Here is a 20,659-nt window from a genome sequence, read left to right as displayed (position 1 = left end):
CATTATTCAAACACTCGTTTGAAATTAGGAAATAACGGTGAAACGCTCTGATAGGACACAGTCCGCCATTCTCGATGCAGCCGAACATCTGTTCGCGCTGTATGGTCACGAAAATACCTCCATGCGCCAGATTACGGCGCAGGCCAAGGTAAACCTGTCGGCTGTTAATTACCACTTTGGCAGTAAAGACGGACTGACACAGGCCGTATTTCAGCGCCGCTTGAACAGTATCAATCAAGAACGCCTGGAAAAGCTGGCTTTTTATCGCCAACAAGCCGGTGAGGGTCCGTTGAAAGCATCACAGGTAGTAGATGCCTTTTTTGGGCCACTAATCCGCTTGGCGGGTTCTGGCAATGGCACACCACGCTCGTTTATTCCTTTGCCCGGGCAAGACCGCCCGGCACCGCAAGACTTCATCCAATCCATTTGTTGGGACGAGCAAGTCGCCATCTTCCTGCCTTTCAAGCAGGCTTTGCACGAAGCCCTGCCCACCGTGCCCGAAGAAGAAATCATCTGGCGATTTCATTTCATGCTGGGTGCCACCTCTTACGCCTTGATGGGCACCCAATCACTACGTCGGGCCTTGCAATTACCCCTTAGCGACAGCCCCGAAAGTGAGCAACAACTGCAACAGCGTCTGATGAGTTTCCTGCTGGGTGGATTACGAGCGCCTTTACCCGCCAGCACCTGAGCTGAACGGTCCTGACCACCAAGCTACACCAAGGTGAACCACGCCCCTCTTTTAAGGGCAGCAAGTCGAAGGTGCAGCGTGGGGGTATTTTTTACCGCCGGGCCGCCCCAAGGCAAAAAGCTCCCCCTTGGGGGGCAGCAAGCCGAAGGCGCAGCGTGGGGGCATTTTTTTCTTTTCTTAGCTAGTCCGGAGTTGCCATGTTTGTGACCTTGCTATTGATAGTGCTAGTGCTTGGCTGCGTCTACGTTCTCAAAAACCGGAATCTACGCACCAAGTGGTTAAGCCGCCCAATCTACCGCGCTTTTTCCAGTGTTTTGCCTGCCATGTCCCAAACCGAGCGCGATGCGCTGGAAGCGGGTACGGTCTGGTGGGAAAGTGAACTGTTTCGCGGCAAACCCAACTGGAATACCCTGAGCTCTTATCCAGCCTACCGGCTGACCGATGAAGAGCGCCAGTTCATGGACAATGAAGTCAATGTGGCTTGCGCCATGATTGACGACTGGCAAGTCAGCCAGGAAGACTTCGACATGCCTGTCGAGGTCTGGAATTACCTGAAAGAAAACCGCTTCTTCAGCCTGATTATTCCCAAGGAATACGGCGGTCGCGGTTTTTCGGCGCAAGCGCACTCGGCAGTCGTGGCCAAGCTCTCCACCCGCAACTCGGCTTTGTCCGTATCGGTGATGGTGCCCAACTCGCTAGGCCCGGCTGAACTGCTGCTGCACTACGGCACCGACGAACAAAAGCAACACTACCTGCCCCGTCTGGCCGATGGCCGTGACATTCCCGCTTTCGCACTGACCAGCCCTTGGGCCGGTTCCGATGCCGCCTCCATTCCTGACGTAGGTATTGTTTGCAAAGGCGAATGGGAAGGTCAGGAAGTGCTGGGCATGCGCGTCACCTGGGACAAGCGCTATATCACGCTGGCTCCGGTGTGCACCTTGCTGGGTCTGGCCTTCCGCCTCTATGACCCGGACGGTTTGCTGGGTGGCGAAAAAGACATTGGCATTACCTGCGCCCTGGTCCCTAGCGACCACCCTGGTGTCGATACCGGTCGCCGTCACTTCCCCTTGAATGCCATGTTCATGAACGGCCCCACCCGTGGCAAAGACGTGTTCATGCCGCTGGAATTCATTATTGGTGGTCCCGACATGGCTGGCCAAGGCTGGCGCATGTTGATGGAATGTCTAGCTGCCGGCCGCTCCATCTCCCTACCCTCCTCCTTTACCGGCATGGCCAAACTGACCAGCCGCGCCGTGGGTGGTTACTCCGCTGTGCGTACCCAGTTCCGCAGCGCCATCAGCAAGTTTGAAGGAGTGGAAGAAGCACTGGCTCGCATTGCTGGCCATACCTATGCCATGGATGCCGCCCGCACCATGACGGCTGCTGCCGTGGACCTGGGCGAGAAACCTTCCGTGGTCTCGGCCATCGTCAAATATCACGTCACCGAACGTGGTCGTATTGTGGTGAACGACGGTATGGACGTGATTGGCGGTAAAGGTATTTGTCTTGGCCCCTCCAACTTTCTGGGCCGGGCTTATCAACAGATCCCCGTCGGTATTACAGTGGAAGGCGCCAATATTCTGACGCGTAGCCTGATCATCTTTGGTCAAGGCGCGATCCGTTGCCATCCTTTCATTCTGGAAGAAATGACAGCCGCGCTGGATCCTGATCGTGAAGCCGGTTTGCGTAAGTTTGATCAGGCATTTTGGGCACACATTCGCTACACCCTGGCTAACACGGGCCGTTCCTTCTGGCTGGGCCTGGGTGGCTGGCGCTTGCTAAGTGGCCCTACCGGCACCGCCAAGGCCATGCACACCTACTACAGCCAGGCCAGCCGTTACAGCGCCGCCTTCTCCTTGCTGGCCGACGCGTCCATGCTGGTGCTGGGAGGATCCCTGAAAATGCGTGAGCGTCTGTCCTCGCGTCTGGGGGATGTGCTGTCCGAGCTGTACATGCTAAGTGCCGTGCTCAAACGCTATCAGGACGAAGGTCGTCAACAAGAAGATGCTCCTTTGGCTCACTGGGCGGCTCAAGACGCCCTGATGCGCGCTCAACACGCCCTGGACAAGGTGCTGGAAAACTTCCCGAACCGTCCTTTGGCGGCCGTGCTGCGCTTCCTGGTCTTCCCTCTGGGCCAGCGCCGTCTGGGTCCCGATGACAAACTGGATCACACCGTTGCCAAACTGTTGACCAAACCCGGTGCCACTCGTGATCGCCTGACCTACGACACTTACTTGCCTGACGACGATATGGAACCCGTCGGTGCGATTGAAGCCGCCTTGCTGGCGACGCTGAACACTCGTGATATTGACGCCAAAATCCGTCAGTTCGAGAAAAGTGGTCAATTGCAGGACAACCCCAAAGCCAACGTGCGCGATCTGGCCGAAGCCGTCTTCCAGGCCGGTGGCATCACCGCCCAGGAATATGAACAAATCCAGGCCCGCGATATCGTGCGCGACCGCGTTATTGCCGTGGATGATTTCCCCTTCGATCTGCGTCGGGAAAATCCTGCCGCTGAAGCCGCCAGTGGGAGCCAAGTATGAGTTTTCAACCGGTCTATATTATTGACGGCGCACGCAGCCCGTTTCTGAAAGCGCGTAATGCGCCCGGCCCTTTCTCCGCTGGAGATCTGGCCGTGCAAACTGGGCGCGAGCTGCTGCTGCGCCAACCCTTTGGGGCCCCGCAACTCAGCGAGGTCATTCTGGGTTGCGCCGCCCCCTCGCCCGATGAAACCAATATCGGCCGGATTCTGGGTCTGCGTCTGGGCACAGGTCACAAAGTGCCCGGCTGGACGGTCATGCGAAACTGCGCCTCGGGCATGCAGGCTCTGGATTCTGGCGTACAGGCCATTCAAACTGGCCGTTCGGATCTGGTGCTGGCCGGTGGCGTTGATGCGCTGTCCCATGCCCCCATCTTGTTCAGCGATGACATGGTGCACTGGCTAGCCACCTGGGGCAAAGCCCGTAGTGTCGGCGCCCGCCTGAAAGCCCTACGCAGTTTGCGTCTGTCCTACTTGAAACCTGTCATCGGCCTGCTCAAAGGGCTGACCGACCCCGTGGTTGGGTTGTCCATGGGCCAGACCGCTGAAAATCTGGCGCATGAATTTGGTATTACCCGTCAGGATATGGACGAGTTTGCAGCCCGTAGCCATCGTCTGACGCTACGCGCACAACAAGAAAACGCGTTTGAAGAAATCGTGCCGTTGAGCGACACGCGCGGCAATAACTACCCGCAAGATGATGGCGTGCGCGAAGACTCCACGCCCGAAAAACTAGCCAAGCTGCGCCCGGTCTTTGACCCGCCCTGGGGCAACATCACAGCCGGTAACAGCTCTCAGGTAACTGACGGTGCGGCCTTGTTGATTCTGGCCAGTGAAGCAGCCGTCAAAGAACATCAGCTCAAACCCATTGGCCGCATTGTGGATGCGCAATGGGCTGGGCTGGACCCGGCCACCATGGGCCTGGGCCCTGTTTTTGCTGCGACGCCTATTTTGGAGCGCAACCGCCTGGCCCTAAATGGCCCGGACTTGTGGGAGATCAACGAGGCTTTTGCAGCACAGGTACTAGCATGTCGTGCTGCATGGGACGATCAGCAGTGGTGCCAACAACACCTGGGCCGTGATGCTTTGGGACTGCTGGATATGGACAAGCTCAATGTGGACGGTGGCGCTATTGCAATTGGTCATCCGGTGGGTGCCTCCGGTGCCCGAATTGTGCTGCATTGCTTGAATGCCCTGCGTCGTCGCAACTTGCGTCTGGGCATGGCCGCTATTTGTATTGGCGGCGGTCAAGGCGGCGCCATGCTGATCGAATCGCTGCAAGGAACTGAATCATGATGCCCGTCGCTACCTTGGATTTGCAAAACTTCACGCTGTACACGGACGATCAGCACATTGCCTGGCTGAAAATCGATTGCGTGGGCAGCTCGGTCAACCGGCTCTCGGCAGCCGTCCTGCAGGAACTGAATCAGACGCTGGACTACCTGAACAGCCATCCTCCTAAAGCACTGATTATTTACTCCGGCAAAGCGGCCGGTTTTATTGCCGGTGCCGATATCGATGAGTTCTCCGAACACGGCAACAACCCGGAAAAAGGGCTGGCACTAGTCACACGCGGCTGGACCGTTTTCAACAAGCTGGCCAAGCAAAGCTACCCCACGCTGGCCCTGGTACAAGGGCACTGCCTGGGCGGTGGGCTGGAACTGGCCCTGGCCTGCCGCTATTGCCTGACCGTGGATCAAGACGACACACGGCTGGCTCTGCCCGAAGTGATGTTGGGTATTTTCCCCGGCTGGGGTGGCATGTTGCGCCTGCCTGAATATATAGGCCCTGCCGCTGCCATGGACTTGATGCTCAGTGGCAAGAGCGTAGATGCCCGCAAGGCTGCTCGCCTGGGTATGGTCGATGCCTGCGTTCCCGTGCGTCTGGCCAAACAAGCCGCCGTCAAACAAGTACTGAGTGGCAAAAAACCACGTCGTGCCAAAGGTCTGCCACGCCTGATGAACAGCAAGCTGTTACGCCCCCTGGTAGCGGGCCAAGTACGCAAGCAGCTAGAAAAGCGCGATCCCTATCAGCACTATCAGGCCCCACGTGCCATTTTGGAAATCTGGGAGAAGCACAACGGCAATGCCTTGAAGGCTCCCGAGCTGATCGAGCAAATTACCCGTTCCAACACCGCCGCTAATCTGCTGCGTGTCTTCCATCTGCAAGAACGACTAAAAAGCATAGGCAAACATTCATCGACTCAAGAGATCAGCCATATCCATGTAGTCGGTGCAGGCGTCATGGGAGGCGATATTGCGGCCGTATGTGCACTGAAAGGCATACGTGTGACCTTGCAAGACCAGGACCGCAAACGCATCGCCCAGGCTCAAGGCCGTGCTGCCAAGCTGTTCCAGCGTCGTCTCAAAGACCGCAGGCTGGTACAGGCCTCCCTGGATCGCTTGATTCCAGACCCAGACGGCCACGGCATCCCTTCTGCAGATCTGGTTCTGGAAGCGATCTTTGAGAACGCTGATGCCAAGCGCAGCCTGTACACCCGCATTGAGCCCCTGCTAAAACCCGGTGCTGTGCTGGCAAGCAATACCTCCAGCCTGCCCCTGTCCGAGCTCAGCCTGAATCTGATCAATCCGGAACGGCTGGTAGGGATTCACTTCTTTAACCCGGTATCTCGTATGCCATTGGTTGAAGTGGTGGAAAGTGAACTGCTGGCTCCGGACGTACGCAGCGCCGCCTATGCCTTTGTGAATCAGATTGGCAAACTGCCCTTGCCCGTTAAAGACAGCCCTGGTTTTCTGGTTAATGCCGTCCTGGCTCCCTATATGTTGGAAGCCATGCGCTGCGTGGACGAAGGGCTGGATCCGGCCACCGTGGACAAAGCTATGTTGCAGTTCGGCATGCCGATGGGCCCGCTTGAGTTGGCCGACACCGTAGGCCTGGATATTGCCCGTGATGCCGGTGCCCAACTTAGCCAGCAGGCGGCCATGCCCGCTTGCCTGAAAACCCATTTGGACCGTCAGGAACTGGGTCGAAAAACCGGCCAAGGTTTTTATACCTGGAAAGAGGGTAAAGCACAGAAATCTCCTGCGGGAACGGTTCCAAACGGTCTGGCAGACCGCTTGATCAAACCGCTGGTCGAGCAGACCGAACACCAGGTTCGCATTGGTGTTGTGGAGGACGACGATCTGGCCGATGCAGGTGTCATTTTCGGTACCGGCTTTGCCCCATTCAGGGGAGGTCCTCTGCACTACAAAGCAACACAAAAACAACGCAATTAGTTCGAATTGGCACAAACACCTATACGCCGATTGGCCTAGGTCATGCACCATAGAAAACAAACAGGTGTTTTAAAACCTGTCCCAAGCCTCTGTCAGACGTCGCACCTATACCTTGGAGAAGAGACATGAAAAAGACGGTTGTAGCTTTGCGTACCATCCCCGCCTTGCTGATTCCTCTGGGAATGAGCATGGGAATGGGTCAAGCCCAAGCGGCTGGTTTTAACTTGCTAGAACAGAATGCGAGCGGCCTGGGTAATGCCTACGCGGGCTCGGCCGCCATTGGTGACAATGCCAGCACGATCTACTTCAACCCGGCTGGCATGACCTTGTTGCCCGAGACGAACTTCTCGGCAGGTTTTAACGCGATCAAACCTACGTTCAAGTTCACCGATAAAGGCAGTACCGACCCCCTGGCCCTGACGGGTGGCGCCAGCCGTCCCGCCACCGGCGGTTCGGGTGGTGACGCCGGTAAAGTCGCCGCTGTTCCCAATATTTATCTCTCCCACCAGCTCTCGCCCAAATGGTGGGTGGGTTTGGGTATTGGCGTCCCGTTTGGTCTGACGACTGAATACGACGAAGGCTGGGTTGGCCGTTACCACTCCGAAAAGTTCGCCATTGAAACCATCAACGTCAACCCGTCGGTAGCCTACAAGGTCAACGATCAGCTGTCCTTCGGTGTGGGTGTGAACTGGCTGCACATCGACGCAGACTATCGTCTGGCAACACCCGTTGGTTACCATCCCGCACTGGGCCCACTGGACATGAGCACCCGCGTCAAGATGAAAGGCGATGCTTGGGGCTGGAACGCTGGTTTGCTCTATCAAATTACCCCCAGCACTCGACTGGGCGTCTCCTATCGCTCGCAAATCAAGGTCACGGCTGACGGCGATACCAAATTGCGCAATCGCAACATCCCTGCCGGCATTCCCGCTCCCAACATCAACTGGGATGCCGAAGCCACCATCAAGCTACCTGACACCGCCATTGTCAGCTTGGTACACGACTTGAACTCGCGCTGGCAACTGCTGGCCGACGTGTCCTGGACAGGCTGGAGCAGCATTCCACGCCTGACCATTGAAAACAGCGGCCCCGGCGCCAAAGATTCCGGCCTGGAGTTGAAATTCAAGGACGCTTGGCGTGTCGCCTTCGGTGCCAACTACCACTACAACGAACAATGGACGTTCAAGGGTGGTGTAGCGTGGGACCAATCGCCCGTACGCGACAAGAACTACCGTCCAACCGCCCTGCCTGACAGCGACCGTTACTGGGTTTCCCTGGGTGCCCAATACCGTCCCAGCAAAAACGCCACGTGGGACATCGGCTACACCCACTTGTTCCTGAAAAACACCGATATGAACAACAACACCGATGTCGGCGCTCGTGGTTTGACACGCGGTACCTACAAAAACAGTGGTGACATTCTGGGCGTGCAGTTCAGCTATCGCTTCTAAGGATGCATTATGGCCCGCAGTCGCCGCATGGAGCTGCTCGCACGCCTGCCCCCCGCATGGCGTGCCCGCTTTTTGCAGCTGGGCTTTAACTGGCACCCCGCCTTCCGGGCAACCGGCGGGCGGGTCCACAAAGTTTCAGCGAACTTGCAACACATCGTCGTACGCCTGCCATTGCGTCGACGCACTCGCAACATCAATGGTTCTTTATTTGGTGGTTCCCTGTTTGCCATCACCGACGGCGTGCACGCCACGATGCTTCTGGCTGGCTTGCAACGTCATGTCATTGTCTGGGACAAGAATGCAGAGATTCAGTATCGCCGTCCAGGCTACCAGACACTGTATGCCAACTTTCAAATCAATCCAGACGAACTGGACGCCATACGAGGACAGCTAGACCAATACCACGAGGCTGAAGCCACATTTACCGTGCAGATCCAGGACCCTGAAGGCCAGATCTACACCACGGTGGAACGCACCATCTATATTGCCGACGCCCACTTCTACCAGCAGAAATCACAATCACGCTAATTTGTCGGAGGATCGCTTCATGTTCACCCCCCGCTGTGCCGCCCTGATTTTAAGTCTGTCCCTAGGGCTAACCGCCGCTCAGGCGGCTACTGTTGCAAATGTCACCGTACCAGACATGGTCACCGTCCAGCAGCAAAGCCTGAAACTGAATGGGGCAGGCCTGCGTAAGAAAGTTGTTTTTAATGTGTACGTTGCCGCCCTATATACCGCGTCTCCTTCCCAGGATGCCGACACCATCATCCAGGCTCCCGGCCCGCATCAAGTACGGATGGTTCTTAAACGCGACCTGGACGCCCAAACCCTGATCGATGCCCTGAAAGACGGCATTCACAGCAACCTGACAGATCCAGAAAAACAGGAATTGGCCCCCGTTATCAAGCAATTTGAAGACTTGATGCGGCAAGTTGGCCAAGCCAAAGAAGGCGACATCATCGTGCTGGACATGAATACCCCCCAGGTCACGATTCTGTTTAACGACAAGGTTTTAGGTCAGCTCTCCCACCCTAATCTGCCCCCTGCTTTGTTGAAAATCTGGTTAGGCAAAAAACCTGCCCAAGAATCGCTCAAAAAGGCCCTGCTGGGATTGTCTTGAACCTACTCGCCCTGGAGCGCTTCATGGATAAAGTCTGGCTGCAGAACTACCCCGCCGGTATTCCTGCCACTATCGAAGATCAGGCCCAGCAGTACTCGTCCTTGCTGGATGTATTTGAACAAAGTTGCACCGAGTTCGCACAGCGCACGGCCTACATCAGTATGGGTAAACGCATGAGCTACCGCGAACTGTCGGCCAATGCCTTAGCCCTGGCCAGTTGGCTGCAAAGCCAAGGCGTGAAAAAAGGCGACCGCATCGCCTTGATGATGCCCAATATGCTGCAATACCCCATCAGCCTGTATGGGGTGTTGCGCAGTGGGGCCACCATCATCAACACCAACCCGCTGTATACCGCCCGTGAGCTGCGTCACCAGTTGCAAGACAGCGGTGCTGAAACCATCATCATTGCGGAAAATTTTGCCCACGTGCTGCAAGAGGTTTTACACGAAACACCTATCAAGCGAATCATTGTGACCAGCGTGGGCGATTGCCTGGGTGGCTTCAAAGGCTGGCTGGTCAATCAGGTGGTGCGCCACATTAAAAAAGGCGTGCCTGCCTGGTCCTTGCCTAACTCCGTCTCGTTCAAGACGGTGCTGGCACAAGGGCGCGGCCGCGCACCTGCTCCCGTCACACTGACCCACGATGACATTGCCTGCCTGCAATACACGGGGGGCACCACGGGCGTGGCCAAAGGGGCCATCCTGACCCACGGCAATCTGGTCTCAAACCTGAGCCAGGCTCTGGCCTGGATTCGCCCCAATCTGAAAGAAGGCCAGATCGACTGCATTGTCACTGCTTTGCCGCTCTACCATATCTTCGCCTTCACCGCGAACCTGCTGGTATTCCTGCGCCTGGGCGCAGAAAACCTGCTGATCATCAATGCTCGCGACATTCCGGCCATGATCAAGGACATGTCCAAAATACGGTTTACCGCCATTACCGGGGTGAACACCTTGTTCAATGCCATGCTGAACAATGCCGAATTCCGTAAGCTGGATTTCTCCTCCCTGCGCTTTACACTGGGCGGCGGCATGGCGGTGCAGGAAGTGGTCGCCCAGCGCTGGCTGGAGGCCACAGGCAAACCTTTGGCCCAGGCGTATGGTCTGACTGAGACCTCCCCCGCCGCCACCATCAATCCGCTGGATAAACAAGAGTTCACCGGCTCCATTGGTCTGCCCATTCCATCGACCGACATACGCATACGCGACGAAGACCAGAACGACTTGCCCCTGGGCGAGACGGGCGAGTTGTGCATTCGTGGTCCGCAAGTCACCCCGGGTTACTGGCAGCGCCCCGATGAAACCGCCAAGGTTTTTGATCGCGATGGCTTTTTACGCACGGGCGATATCGGCTATATGGACGAGCAAGGCTATGTCTTCCTGCTGGATCGCAAAAAGGACATGATTTTGGTCTCGGGCTTTAACGTCTATCCCAATGAAGTCGAAGCCGTGGCCGCCCAGCATCCGGATATCGTCGAGGCCGCTGCCGTCGGTGTTCCCGATGAAAAAGCAGGTGAAGTCGTCAAACTGTATGTCATCAGCCGTAATCCTGACCTGACAGAACAAGACGTGATCGCCTTTTGCCGCAAGAACCTGACCGGCTACAAGGCCCCACGCAGTGTCGAATTCCGCGACGATTTGCCGCGTACCAATGTGGGCAAAATCCTGCGTCGGGAGCTGCGTCCGTAGCACGTCTGGTGCACACGCTTAGACCAGGATGAAAGGGGCTTATGCCCCTTTTTCATTAACCGACGTATTCATAAACAAATAAGAATCGGATCGTTCGTCGCCCTGATACCGCTCTTTAGAATGGGACAAACTATTGATATAAGCGAGTGTCAGAATGCACGCCCTGTCCCGCCTCTCGGAGGCCAATCGCACCGCGATTGCCCACATTACCGACGAGCTCGATCCGCTTTCCCTGAACTGGCTATCCGGCTATCTCGCCGGTGTCGCTCAAGTACGCCACACCGGCCTTCCCGCTCAAGCGCCTGTTTCCCCTGAACTGTCTTTGGTGCCCGCCGCCGCTGCGCCCGCCCAACGACCTGCCACCATTGTGTTTGGCAGTCAGACAGGCAATGCCCAACGCGTCGCCGAAGCCTTTGCCCAACGCTGCGAAGCCGCCGGTATCCCCGTGCGCCTGCTGCGCGCCGACCGTTACCCCACGCGCGAGCTGAAAGAAGAGCGTCTGCTGTACGTCATTATCAGCACCCAGGGTGAAGGCGATCCGCCAGACGACTCCATCGCGTTCTTCGAATTCCTGTCCGGTGCCCGTGCTCCCAAACTGCCCGAGCTGAAATTCGGTGTGTTGGGCTTGGGTGATTCCAGCTACCCCCTGTTCTGTGGGATCGCGGAAAAGATTGATCAACGTCTGCTGGCTCTGGGGGCGGAACGCATTCTGGACGCAGGCCTGGCCGATCTGGATATTGATACCGTTGCCGCCCCCTGGCAGGACAAGGCCTTCGGTTTTCTGGAAACGGATCACCAGGCTCACGCTGCGGCAACAGTTCCTGCCGCCCAGTCCAGCAACGTTACAGTGCTGGAAACCCAGGCTCGCAGCACCTTCACTCGCGACAATCCCTTTCAGGCCACCGTACTGCAAAGCCAAAGCATTACGGGCCGTGATAGCACCCGCAATATCTATCACTACGAGTTGTCGCTGGAAGGCAGTGGCCTGAAGTATCAGCCCGGTGATGCACTCGGTGTTTGGCCTACTCAAAATGCCAAGCTGGTCGACGCGGTCATTCAGACTTTGAAACTGGACCCACAAGAGACCGTCACCATTCAGGACAAGTCGCATACGCTGCAAGCGTGGCTTAGCCACTACCGTGAGCTGACACAACTGACCAAGCCTTTCCTGGTGGAACTGGCCAAGCGCAACAACGATGCCGTGCTGCAAACCGCTGTAGGTCCGGATGGTTTGAGCACCTTGCAAGAGCTGCTAAAGACTCATCAAGTGCTGGACGTACTGGAACGCTTCCCGGCCACCTGGAGCGCTGCCGAGCTGGTGCAAGCCTTGCGCCCCCTGGCACCCCGCATGTACTCCATCGCCTCCAGCCAGTCCGAGGTAGATGAAGAAGTGCATCTGACCGTGGCCAATGTGCACTACCAGTTCAATGAACAAGATCGTTGGGGCGTGGCTTCCGACTATCTGGCCCGCCTGAACGAAGGCGATACCGTGCCGGTGTTTATCGACCCCAACTCACGTTTCCGCCTGCCTGAAGACAGCAACCGTGACGTGATCATGATTGGTCCCGGCACCGGCGTGGCCCCCTTCCGTGCCTTTGTACAAGAGCGCAGCGTTCAGGGTGGCGAAGGTCGCAACTGGCTGTTCTTTGGCAACCCGCACTTTCACTCCGACTTCCTCTACCAGACCGAATGGCAACGCGCCTTGCAGGACGGCCAGTTGCAACACCTGGATCTGGCCTTCTCGCGCGATCAGGAAAACAAGGTTTACGTCCAGCACCGCTTGCTGGAAAAAGCAGCCGATGTTTACGCCTGGATTCAGGGCGGCGCCCACATTTATGTATGCGGTGATGCCAATCAAATGGCCAAGGACGTACACCAGACCCTGCAGGAAATCGCCCGCCAGGAAGGTGGATTGGACGCAGACCAGGCACGACGCTGGTTGGAAGAACTCTCGGCGCAGGGCCGCTACGCCCGCGACGTTTACTGAGAAGCAAGAACATGACAACTAAGAAAATCGCCGCTATCGAGCAAGTCAAAATTGATAGCCGCTATCTGCGCGGGGGCATCACCGAAGGTCTGGCCGACCCCATTACCGGCGCCATCAGCGAAGACGACAACAAGCTGCTGAAGTTTCACGGCAGCTATCAGCAAGACGACCGAGACCAACGCGAAGAGCGTCGCAAACAAAAGCTGGAACCGGCGTTCAGCTTCATGATTCGCGCCCGCTTGCCCGGTGGTGTGGTCACGCCCGCCCAGTGGTTGGCCTTTGACCAGATCGCCTGTGACTGGGCCCAGTTTGGCCTGCGCATCACCACCCGTCAGACCTTTCAATGGCACGGCGTGCGCAAGCCCTTTTTAAAACCCACCCTGCAAGCCATTAACAAGGCCATGTCCACGACATTGGCTACCTGCGGCGACGTGAACCGTCAGGTGGTCAGCGCCACCAATCCCTTGCTGTCCGAGCAGCACGGTCTGGTTCAAGAGTGGGCTGACAAGATTTCCGAAACCTTCTTGCCCAAAACCCGCGCCTATGCCGAGATCTGGCTGGACGGCAAAAAAGTCGAAGACGCCATTGATGGCGAAGACTTTGAACCGATTTACGGCAAAACGTACCTACCCCGCAAATTCAAGATCGGTATTGCCGTGCCTCCCTTAAATGATGTGGACGTATTTGCGCAGGACATCGGCCTGATCGCGATTATTGAAAACAATCAGTTGCTGGGCTTTAACGTCGCCATTGGCGGCGGCATGGGTGCCACTCATGGCGACGACACCACCTACCCGCGACTGGGCAGTGTGATCGGCTTTGTGCGCCCCGAGCAACTGCTGGCCGTTTGCGAAGCCGTTATCACCACGCAACGCGACCACGGCAACCGCGACGAACGCCGTCATGCCCGCCTGAAATACACCGTGGATAAGTTGGGTGTGGACTGGTTCCTGGAAGAAGTGCAAAACCGCAGTGGCCAAACGCTGGAGCCTTCGCGCCCCTATCACTTTGACCACAATGGCGACCGCTTCGGCTGGACCCAAGGCAGCAATGGCCGCTGGCACCTGAGCCTGCGTATCGATTCGGGCCGCATCATGGATACCGAAGTCGGTCCCTGGCTGACGGGTATGCGTGAAATTGCCAAGATTCACCAAGGGCAGTTCCGCCTGACCTGCAACCAGAACCTGATCATTGCCGATGTGCCTGAAGAAGATAAGGCCAAGATCGACAAGCTGGTCGCCGATCACAAGCTGGATGTGTACCAGACACAAAGCGGCATACGCAGCAGCACGATTGCCTGTGTTTCTCTGCCAACTTGCGGTCTGGCCATGGCCGAGAGCGAACGCTACGCCCCCATCCTGCTGCCCAAGCTGGAAACCTTGCTGGACAAGTATCAACTGCGTGACGAACGCATTGTGCTGCGTATTTCCGGCTGCCCCAACGGCTGCGCCCGTCCTTACCTGGGTGAAATCGCTCTGGTGGGCCGTGCCCTGGGTCGCTATGACTTGCGTTTGGGGGCGAACTTCAGCGGCGAACGCCTGAACGTGATCTATCGCCAGAATATTGATGAACCTGAGATTCTAAGCATTCTGGACGAGCTGTTTGGCCGCTTCGCTGCCGAGCGTCTGGAAGGCGAACATTTTGGTGATTTCCTGGTTCGCGCTGGCGTCGTTGCCGAGCCGTCAAGCCGCTTGATTCCTTTGGTTTTACAACCGGCCTGATATGAACCTTTTTCCTTTATTCGCCAACTTGAAGCAGCGCGCCGTACTGGTGATCGGCGGTGGAGAAATCGCCGAACGCAAAGTACGTCTGGTTCTGGCTGCCGGTGCCCAGGTGACACTGGTCGCCCCCTATGTAGTGGACAGTCTGCAAGAGCTGGCCAAACAAGGGCGCATCACCCTGATTCGGGAGCGCTATCAGGCCCCACATCTGCAAGGGGCCTGGCTGATTATTGCCGCAACCGACAAGCGAGACGTAAACCAGGTCATTGCCCAGGACGCACAAGAAGCGCGCATTCTGGTCAATGTGGTGGACGACCCCGAATTGTCCAGTTTTCAGGTACCTGCCATTGTGGATCGTTCACCGCTGATTATTGCGATTTCCTCGGCTGGATCAGCCCCCATGTTGGCACGGCGAGTACGGGAGCAATTGGAAACCATGTTGGACCACAGCCTGGGTGCGATCAGCCGTCTGGCACAGGAATACCGCAGTGCCATTCGACGCGCTCGCCCCGAGCTGGGTGCGCGCCGCCGTTTCTACGACTGGCTGCTGGATGGCCCGGTGGGTGCGGCACTACGCAGCCACCAAAATGAACAGGCACGCCTTAGCCTGGAAAGCGCACTGCAACAGCCTGAATCGCCCCGTGCCACACAAGGCCGTGTGATTCTGGTGGGAGCCGGTCCTGGAGATCCTGGTCTGCTGACGCTGCACGCCTTGCGCGCACTGAATCGTGCCGATGTGATTCTGTACGATAGGCTGGTATCCGATCAGGTGATGGAGCTGGCCCGTCGCGATGCGCACCGCATTTTTGTCGGCAAACAGTTGGGCGAAGACCATCATCAAACTCAGAACCGTATTCATCAGCTGATGATTGAACACGCTCGCGCCGGTCAAACCGTGGTGCGCCTGAAAGGCGGCGATGGCTTTATTTTTGGTCGCGGCGGTGAAGAGCTGGAATATCTGGCTAAGCACGGTATCGCGTTTGAAGTAGTACCCGGTATTACGGCTGCCATCGCATGCGCGGCTTACAGCGGCATTCCCCTGACACACCGCGATCACGCCCAGTCCGTGCAGTTCGTGACAGCACACCGCAAAAGCGGTCACGGTATCGACGATTGGAACCCGCTGCTCGATACCAGCCAGACAGTGGCTGTGTACATGGGTTTGCAGCAAATCCTGGGCTTTAGCCATGAGCTGGTGCAGCGTGGCCGTAATGCCACTACGCCCTGCGCCTTGATTGAAAATGGCTCGCGCCCTGAACAACGCACCTTGCTGTCCACACTGGAAAATATTGCCCAGGATGCACAGCAGCATCAGTTTGCCAGCCCCTGCATTTTGGTAATTGGCCAGGTCGCCACCTTGGGCACGACCTTGTCCTGGTATGGCGAGTTGATTGATCAGCTCAGTCCACGTGCCGCGATTGAACAGGATGCGGATAGTACGCTAGTCGCTGCCTGAACCCGCCGTCCCTAGAGTAATAGCTGCACCAAGATGAACATGAAAAGGCCCTCAACATGTCTTGTTGAGGGCCTTTCTATTCAGTATTCCGGTGCTTCTGCAACAGCCGCCAGACACGCACACCACCGTTAACGAGCGATGCAGCAAAAGTGTGAAAGGGCGGGTTCCGTGGTCATTTTCGCTACCCTGCACTTCTTGAAAGCACTGAGCAGTCAACTGCTTCCCCCCTTGAAGTCGAAGGGCAAGCCTATGTTTTTAACGCTGTCCCAAAGCCGCAAACAAGGCTCGCAAAGCACTATCCAGCAGATAGCCAATCAGACCAATCAGGACAATCACGGCCATCAATTCGGAATACGCCATGCGATCACGCGTATCCAGAATCAGGTAGCCCAAACCGGCTGATACGCCCAGCATTTCACAAGGCACCAGCACAATCCACAAGACACCAATCGCCAGTCGGCTACCTGTCAGCACCGAGCCAACAATGCCGGGCAGAATCAAATACAAAAGCGTTTCCAACTTGGTGGCTGCCAGACTGCGACCCAGCATCAGCCAGCGCGGATTCAAATGACGTACACCCGAAGCCGTATTCAGCAAGACAGGCCAGACACCGGCCACACCCAGCAGAAAATAAATCGGTGCATCCCCAATCCCGAAGGCCATGACGGCAATGGGCATCCATGACAGGGGCGAGATCATGCGCAAGAACTGGAACAAGGGAGTTAAAGCAGCATGAGCCCGATTAGACAGGCCCAGCAGCAAGCCAGCGGGCACGCCGACACCCAAAGAGATCGCCAAGCCTACAAAAATACGCTGCAAGCTGGCACCGACATGCATCCAGGTCTCCGACCAGCCCAGTATTTCCAGCAGGCTATGAAACGCGGCGGCAGGCCCAAACTGTTGCATCAAGGGGCTGCTGGACCAGACTGTGGCCAAGTACCACAGCACGACTCCCGCCAACAAACCGCCCAAACCCCACAGGGTGCTGGCAATCCAGGCATTCATTTTGGGGCGTCGCAAAGACGCAGCCGATCGCGGCTCGGACTGCGTCACAGGCGTCGCACGGGAAGAAGTAGCAGACGCGCTCAAACTCATACAACAATGCTCTCGTTGCGGGTGTACTGCTCGGACAAGCCAAACTGCGCCAGGCCACCCTGCTTTTCCAAAGCGGCACGCACAAAACGATCATCCACCAGATCACTGGCTACGTGTTCAGGAGACAATCCTTCCAGAAAACCACGCTCGCCCTGGATCAAGGTCCCTTGCAGCATTTTCACCAAAGACTCGGTGTAGCTGGGGAAGGGATAGGGTTGAAAATCAATGCGCTGGTCGTCCCAGTCCGGGTGACGAATCACACCAGACTTCACGTATTGAGCGCGATCAGCCGGATCCGGGGACAGCACTTTCAAAAGATTTTCCTGAGTGTGCGGGGTATAACGGTTGCCTCCTTCACGCGACAGGATTTGAGCAGCCTCGACACGGTTGCTCCGTATCCAGATCTGCGCCTTGACCAGACCCTCCACCACACCTTGCGACCATTGGGGACGAGTCTGCAAATCCTGCTCGTGCATGAAGGCCACGCAACAGGCGTGATCGCGCCAAACGTCGCCGGTAAAACGCAAAATGCGGCCCATTCCCTGGGTTTCTGCCAAGGCATTGAAGGGTTCAGCTACGGTGAAACCGGCAATCCGCCCCGACGCCAAAGCCGGGGGCATATCGGCAGGAGCCATCACCACCAGATTGACCTCATTGGGTGCCAGCGCACCGGCGTTTTTCACGACCGGCGTCAGGCCATGTGCTTTGAGCACATGCTGCAAGACCACGTTATGAATGGAATACCAGAAAGGAATGGCCACCGTCTGCCCACCCAATTGTTCGGCCGAGCTGATGTTCTGCGCCACCGTGATGGCAGAGCCACTCATGTGATTCCAGGCCACCACTTTGGCAGGCACTTTGCTGCCGTAGCGTGCCCACACCGTCATGGGCGAGAGCAAGTGCACCAGATTGACCTGCCCGGAGATAAAGGCCTCCACCAGTTGCGCCCAGCTGCGCACCATCACAGGCTTTTCCACCGCAATGCCTGCTTGTTCAAAGTATCCATTGTGATGTGCCACCAACATGGCGGTAGCATCAGTAATCGGCAAATAGCCGATACGCAAAGGCGCATTCGACTCGCTTTGTGCACGGGCAGCGCCTTGAGCCAGCAAGGGCGCGGCACCCGCTACCGTCAGCAAGGACGCCAGTTTCAGCAAGTCGCGACGGGTACGAGACGTAGGAGATTCAATCATAAAGAGCACCTTACGAAACAGAGGCGTGAACCGCCTGGGAGAGGCTTTGCTCCAGATTGGCCACAATTTCCAGGCGTATGGTCTGAAGCCAGTTGTCCAGATGAGATCGGGGATGGGCCGGGCAGCTCCATTCCCGCTGCAAACTGGCAGGACGGCCCCCTAAAAGCAGGGCACGGTCTGCCAGCAAGAGCGCCTCATCAATATCGTGAGTGACCAGCACAATGGCGCAGCCGGTCTGATCGCGTATCGACAGAATCAGCTCTTGCATCTGACGGCGGGTCACCTCGTCCAGCGCACCAAAAGGCTCATCCATCAACAAGACTTGCGGACGTCGAGCCAGACAACGCGCAATGGCAACACGCTGTGCCATCCCACCCGACAAGGCACCGGGACGCTGGTGGCGGCTTTCATATAAACCGACCTGACGCAGCGCCTGTTCAACGCGCTGGCGGCGCTCTGCGGCGGATACGCAAGGCTGACGAGCAAAGCCCAGGCCAAAGCCGGTATTGGCCTGCACATTCAGCCACGGCAAGAGAATGGCTTCTTGAAACGCCATCGCCAAAGCAGGATGAACTCCACGTACGGCCTGTCCCAAAAAAGACACCTCGCCCTGAGTGGGCGCTTGCAAACCAGCCAGTACCCGCAGCAAGGAGGATTTACCTACTCCGCTGGGGCCCAGCAGCGCTACGATCTCACCCGCAGCCACATTCAAGTCCAGGTTCTGCAAGATAGTCTGGCCACCGTAGGCCAGGCTGATCCCCCGTGCGGACAAAAGCCCGGCCTCTTCAGAATCGGTATGCAGGGGGGCGGCGGAACTCATACAGCATCCTGCCCAAGTTCAGCTTTCAGTTGCGCCACAGTGGGCGAAATCAAAGGCACCAGCATGGCTTCCCGATAACGGCGCAGCAGTTGGGGATGCTTGCCTTGCATATAGGTGGCCCCACCAATGGCGGAGCTTTCCAAAGCCACGGCCTGCGACGCCAGACTGCTTAGCTCGATACGGACGTTGAACAGATCAGGCGGCGTAGCCGAGCCGGGTTTACGTACGGCATCAACCAGCACATCCGACAATTCCTGCACACGATCCAGCAAGCGGCGGGCGGGCTGTTCCTGTACCCATTGGCAGCGTGGCGCCGCCAGCACTTGCTTCAAGGAACGACGTGCCAGCCCCATGGCCATGCCGCATTGCAGTGCCATGAAACGAGGGCGCACCGAGCGCACAAAGTGACCCGCATCGGGATGCAGCAAACGCTCCTGTCCCAGACGCACGGTATTGAACGTCAAGGCTGCGGTATTGCTGCCACGCAGTCCGACCAGATCCAGATCCGCCGAACGCTCCAATCCTGGATCGCCCAGCTCTGCCACCCAAATGCCGGCCTGATCCTCGGGCATGGCGGCCACAATGGCGACCAGGCAATGATCGGGGCGCAGATTAGTAATCCAGGGCAAACGGCCTTCAAACTGCCATTGCCCTTGTTCCGGCTGGGCACGCACTTGCAGCTCTTCAATACCACCCAAAAACTTGATGGCATTGGACAGGCCCGTCGCACCGGCAATACTGCCGTCCAGCAAACCCGGCAAATAGCGCTCACGCATGGCAGGGTCCTGAACGTCGCGCAGGTATTCAATGAACGTACGCTGGCTCCACAGGACAAAACCCGCTGTCAGCGAATGCTCGGCCACTTCCACGATAGATTGAACGGCATCACCGAAGTCAGAAAAGTCTGCTTTCAGGCCCAGACCCAACAAACCGTCTTGTGCCAGGCGAGGCAGCAAGGCCTGTGCCTGGGACGCATCGCTGTCCAGTGACAGGGCATGCTCTTCCAGCCACTGTGCCAAGCCGCGCGACAAAACAGGACGCTCTGAGGCCAGCGCAGGCTGCTCAGCACGCTTTAGGGCGTTTCCCATGCGTAGGCCTCCAGCTGGCTATTGAGCGGCGTACGGGCCAGATTATTGGCAAAGTTGCAGATCGTCGCCAAACCAATGCCGGTAATCACTTCCAACGCCTGCTGGTCGCCGTAACCGGCTGCGCGGAAATCGGCCAGAGCCTGATCCGACACCTGACCACGGGTATCAATCACCGCACGGCTAAACAAAGCCAGAGCCTGCAGGCGCTCGTCGTTGATCTGGTCAAAGCCACGCGCACGCAAAGCAGCCAGGATTTCCGGGTCCAGCTTGGCTTTATTGGTCGCAATGGCGGTGTGACCAGCCACGCAGAAGCGGCAACCATGAGTGGTGCCAGCGACCAGTTGCACCACCTCGCGCTCGACCAGCGACAGGCTGGCGGTGGCATTCAGGGCGGACATATCCTGATAGGCTTGCAAGGCAACGGGCGCATTGGCCAAAATAGCCAGCAGATTGGACAAAAAGCCGCTACCACGTACCGCTTTTTCAAGGGCTGGTTTGACCACCTCTGGTGCGGAGTCCACAGTATGCAAGGTTAAGCGGGTCATGATGGCGACAATTCCTTAGTTAATCCGAG

16 protein-coding genes are annotated in these 20,659 nt (G+C 57.3%); 11 read left to right on the top strand and 5 right to left on the bottom strand.

Annotated features, from left to right (window positions below):
* Positions 1-37 precede the first annotated feature (37 nt).
* From LNA76_RS17820 to cysG, 11 genes are all read left to right on the top strand, one after another.
* The gene (locus LNA76_RS17820) at positions 38-691 is read left to right on the top strand and encodes a TetR/AcrR family transcriptional regulator (protein WP_094198158.1); all 654 of its coding nucleotides are present in this window, start codon (positions 38-40) and stop codon (positions 689-691) included.
* Positions 692-888: 197 nt separating this feature from the next.
* Entirely contained in the window at positions 889-3,234 is a 2,346-nt protein-coding gene (locus tag LNA76_RS17815) for an acyl-CoA dehydrogenase (protein WP_108728316.1), read from the top strand.
* Entirely contained in the window at positions 3,231-4,526 is a 1,296-nt protein-coding gene (locus tag LNA76_RS17810) for an acetyl-CoA C-acetyltransferase (RefSeq protein ID WP_230019564.1), read from the top strand. Before LNA76_RS17815 ends, LNA76_RS17810 begins: the two co-directional genes overlap by 4 nt.
* Positions 4,523-6,466: a 3-hydroxyacyl-CoA dehydrogenase NAD-binding domain-containing protein gene (locus tag LNA76_RS17805; protein WP_230019563.1), complete on the top strand. Its 1,944-nt coding sequence runs from the start codon at positions 4,523-4,525 to the stop codon at positions 6,464-6,466. The genes LNA76_RS17810 and LNA76_RS17805 overlap by 4 nt, the downstream gene beginning before the upstream one ends.
* Positions 6,467-6,591: 125 nt before the next feature.
* Entirely contained in the window at positions 6,592-7,917 is a 1,326-nt protein-coding gene (locus LNA76_RS17800) for an OmpP1/FadL family transporter (protein ID WP_108728313.1), read from the top strand.
* A 9-nt stretch (positions 7,918-7,926) separates the two neighbouring features.
* Complete coding sequence (locus LNA76_RS17795) at positions 7,927-8,445, top strand: DUF4442 domain-containing protein (RefSeq protein WP_094198163.1); 519 nt, start codon at positions 7,927-7,929, stop codon at positions 8,443-8,445.
* A gap of 19 nt (positions 8,446-8,464) precedes the next feature.
* On the top strand, positions 8,465-9,037 hold the full coding sequence (locus LNA76_RS17790; protein WP_108728312.1) for a chalcone isomerase family protein: 573 nt from the start codon (positions 8,465-8,467) through the stop codon (positions 9,035-9,037).
* Positions 9,038-9,060: 23 nt separating this feature from the next.
* Positions 9,061-10,725, top strand: a complete 1,665-nt coding sequence (locus LNA76_RS17785; RefSeq protein ID WP_108728311.1) for an AMP-binding protein — start codon at positions 9,061-9,063, stop codon at positions 10,723-10,725.
* Positions 10,726-10,879: 154 nt separating this feature from the next.
* Positions 10,880-12,712 (top strand): assimilatory sulfite reductase (NADPH) flavoprotein subunit, encoded by a 1,833-nt coding sequence (locus tag LNA76_RS17780; protein WP_230019562.1) that lies wholly within the window; start codon positions 10,880-10,882, stop codon positions 12,710-12,712.
* Positions 12,713-12,723: 11 nt separating this feature from the next.
* Positions 12,724-14,433 (top strand): assimilatory sulfite reductase (NADPH) hemoprotein subunit, encoded by a 1,710-nt coding sequence (gene cysI, locus LNA76_RS17775; protein WP_108728309.1) that lies wholly within the window; start codon positions 12,724-12,726, stop codon positions 14,431-14,433.
* 1 nt (position 14,434) lies between these two features.
* Positions 14,435-15,889 (top strand): siroheme synthase CysG, encoded by a 1,455-nt coding sequence (gene cysG / locus LNA76_RS17770; RefSeq protein ID WP_125277252.1) that lies wholly within the window; start codon positions 14,435-14,437, stop codon positions 15,887-15,889.
* A gap of 255 nt (positions 15,890-16,144) precedes the next feature.
* Here the strand turns inward: cysG and LNA76_RS17765 are convergent, their stop codons facing one another.
* From LNA76_RS17765 to LNA76_RS17745, 5 genes are all read right to left on the bottom strand, one after another.
* A complete protein-coding gene (locus LNA76_RS17765) occupies positions 16,145-16,894 on the bottom strand; it encodes an ABC transporter permease (protein ID WP_108728307.1) in 750 nt (249 codons plus the stop codon).
* Between the two features lie 86 nt (positions 16,895-16,980).
* A complete protein-coding gene (locus LNA76_RS17760) occupies positions 16,981-18,177 on the bottom strand; it encodes an ABC transporter substrate-binding protein (RefSeq protein ID WP_230019561.1) in 1,197 nt (398 codons plus the stop codon).
* Positions 18,178-18,187: 10 nt separating this feature from the next.
* Positions 18,188-18,997, bottom strand: a complete 810-nt coding sequence (locus tag LNA76_RS17755; protein WP_230019560.1) for an ABC transporter ATP-binding protein — start codon at positions 18,995-18,997, stop codon at positions 18,188-18,190.
* On the bottom strand, positions 18,994-20,085 hold the full coding sequence (locus LNA76_RS17750) for an acyl-CoA dehydrogenase family protein (RefSeq protein WP_094198172.1): 1,092 nt from the start codon (positions 20,083-20,085) through the stop codon (positions 18,994-18,996). Before LNA76_RS17750 ends, LNA76_RS17755 begins: the two co-directional genes overlap by 4 nt.
* Positions 20,070-20,630: a carboxymuconolactone decarboxylase family protein gene (locus LNA76_RS17745; RefSeq protein WP_094198173.1), complete on the bottom strand. Its 561-nt coding sequence runs from the start codon at positions 20,628-20,630 to the stop codon at positions 20,070-20,072. The genes LNA76_RS17750 and LNA76_RS17745 overlap by 16 nt, the downstream gene beginning before the upstream one ends.
* Positions 20,631-20,659 lie beyond the last annotated feature (29 nt).

It is taken from the genome of Alcaligenes sp. MMA (genome assembly GCF_020907215.1).
Classification (GTDB): domain Bacteria; phylum Pseudomonadota; class Gammaproteobacteria; order Burkholderiales; family Burkholderiaceae_B; genus Alcaligenes; species Alcaligenes aquatilis.
Note: the sequence above shows the minus strand (reverse complement) of the source record. Positions and strands in the feature narration are given on the sequence as shown.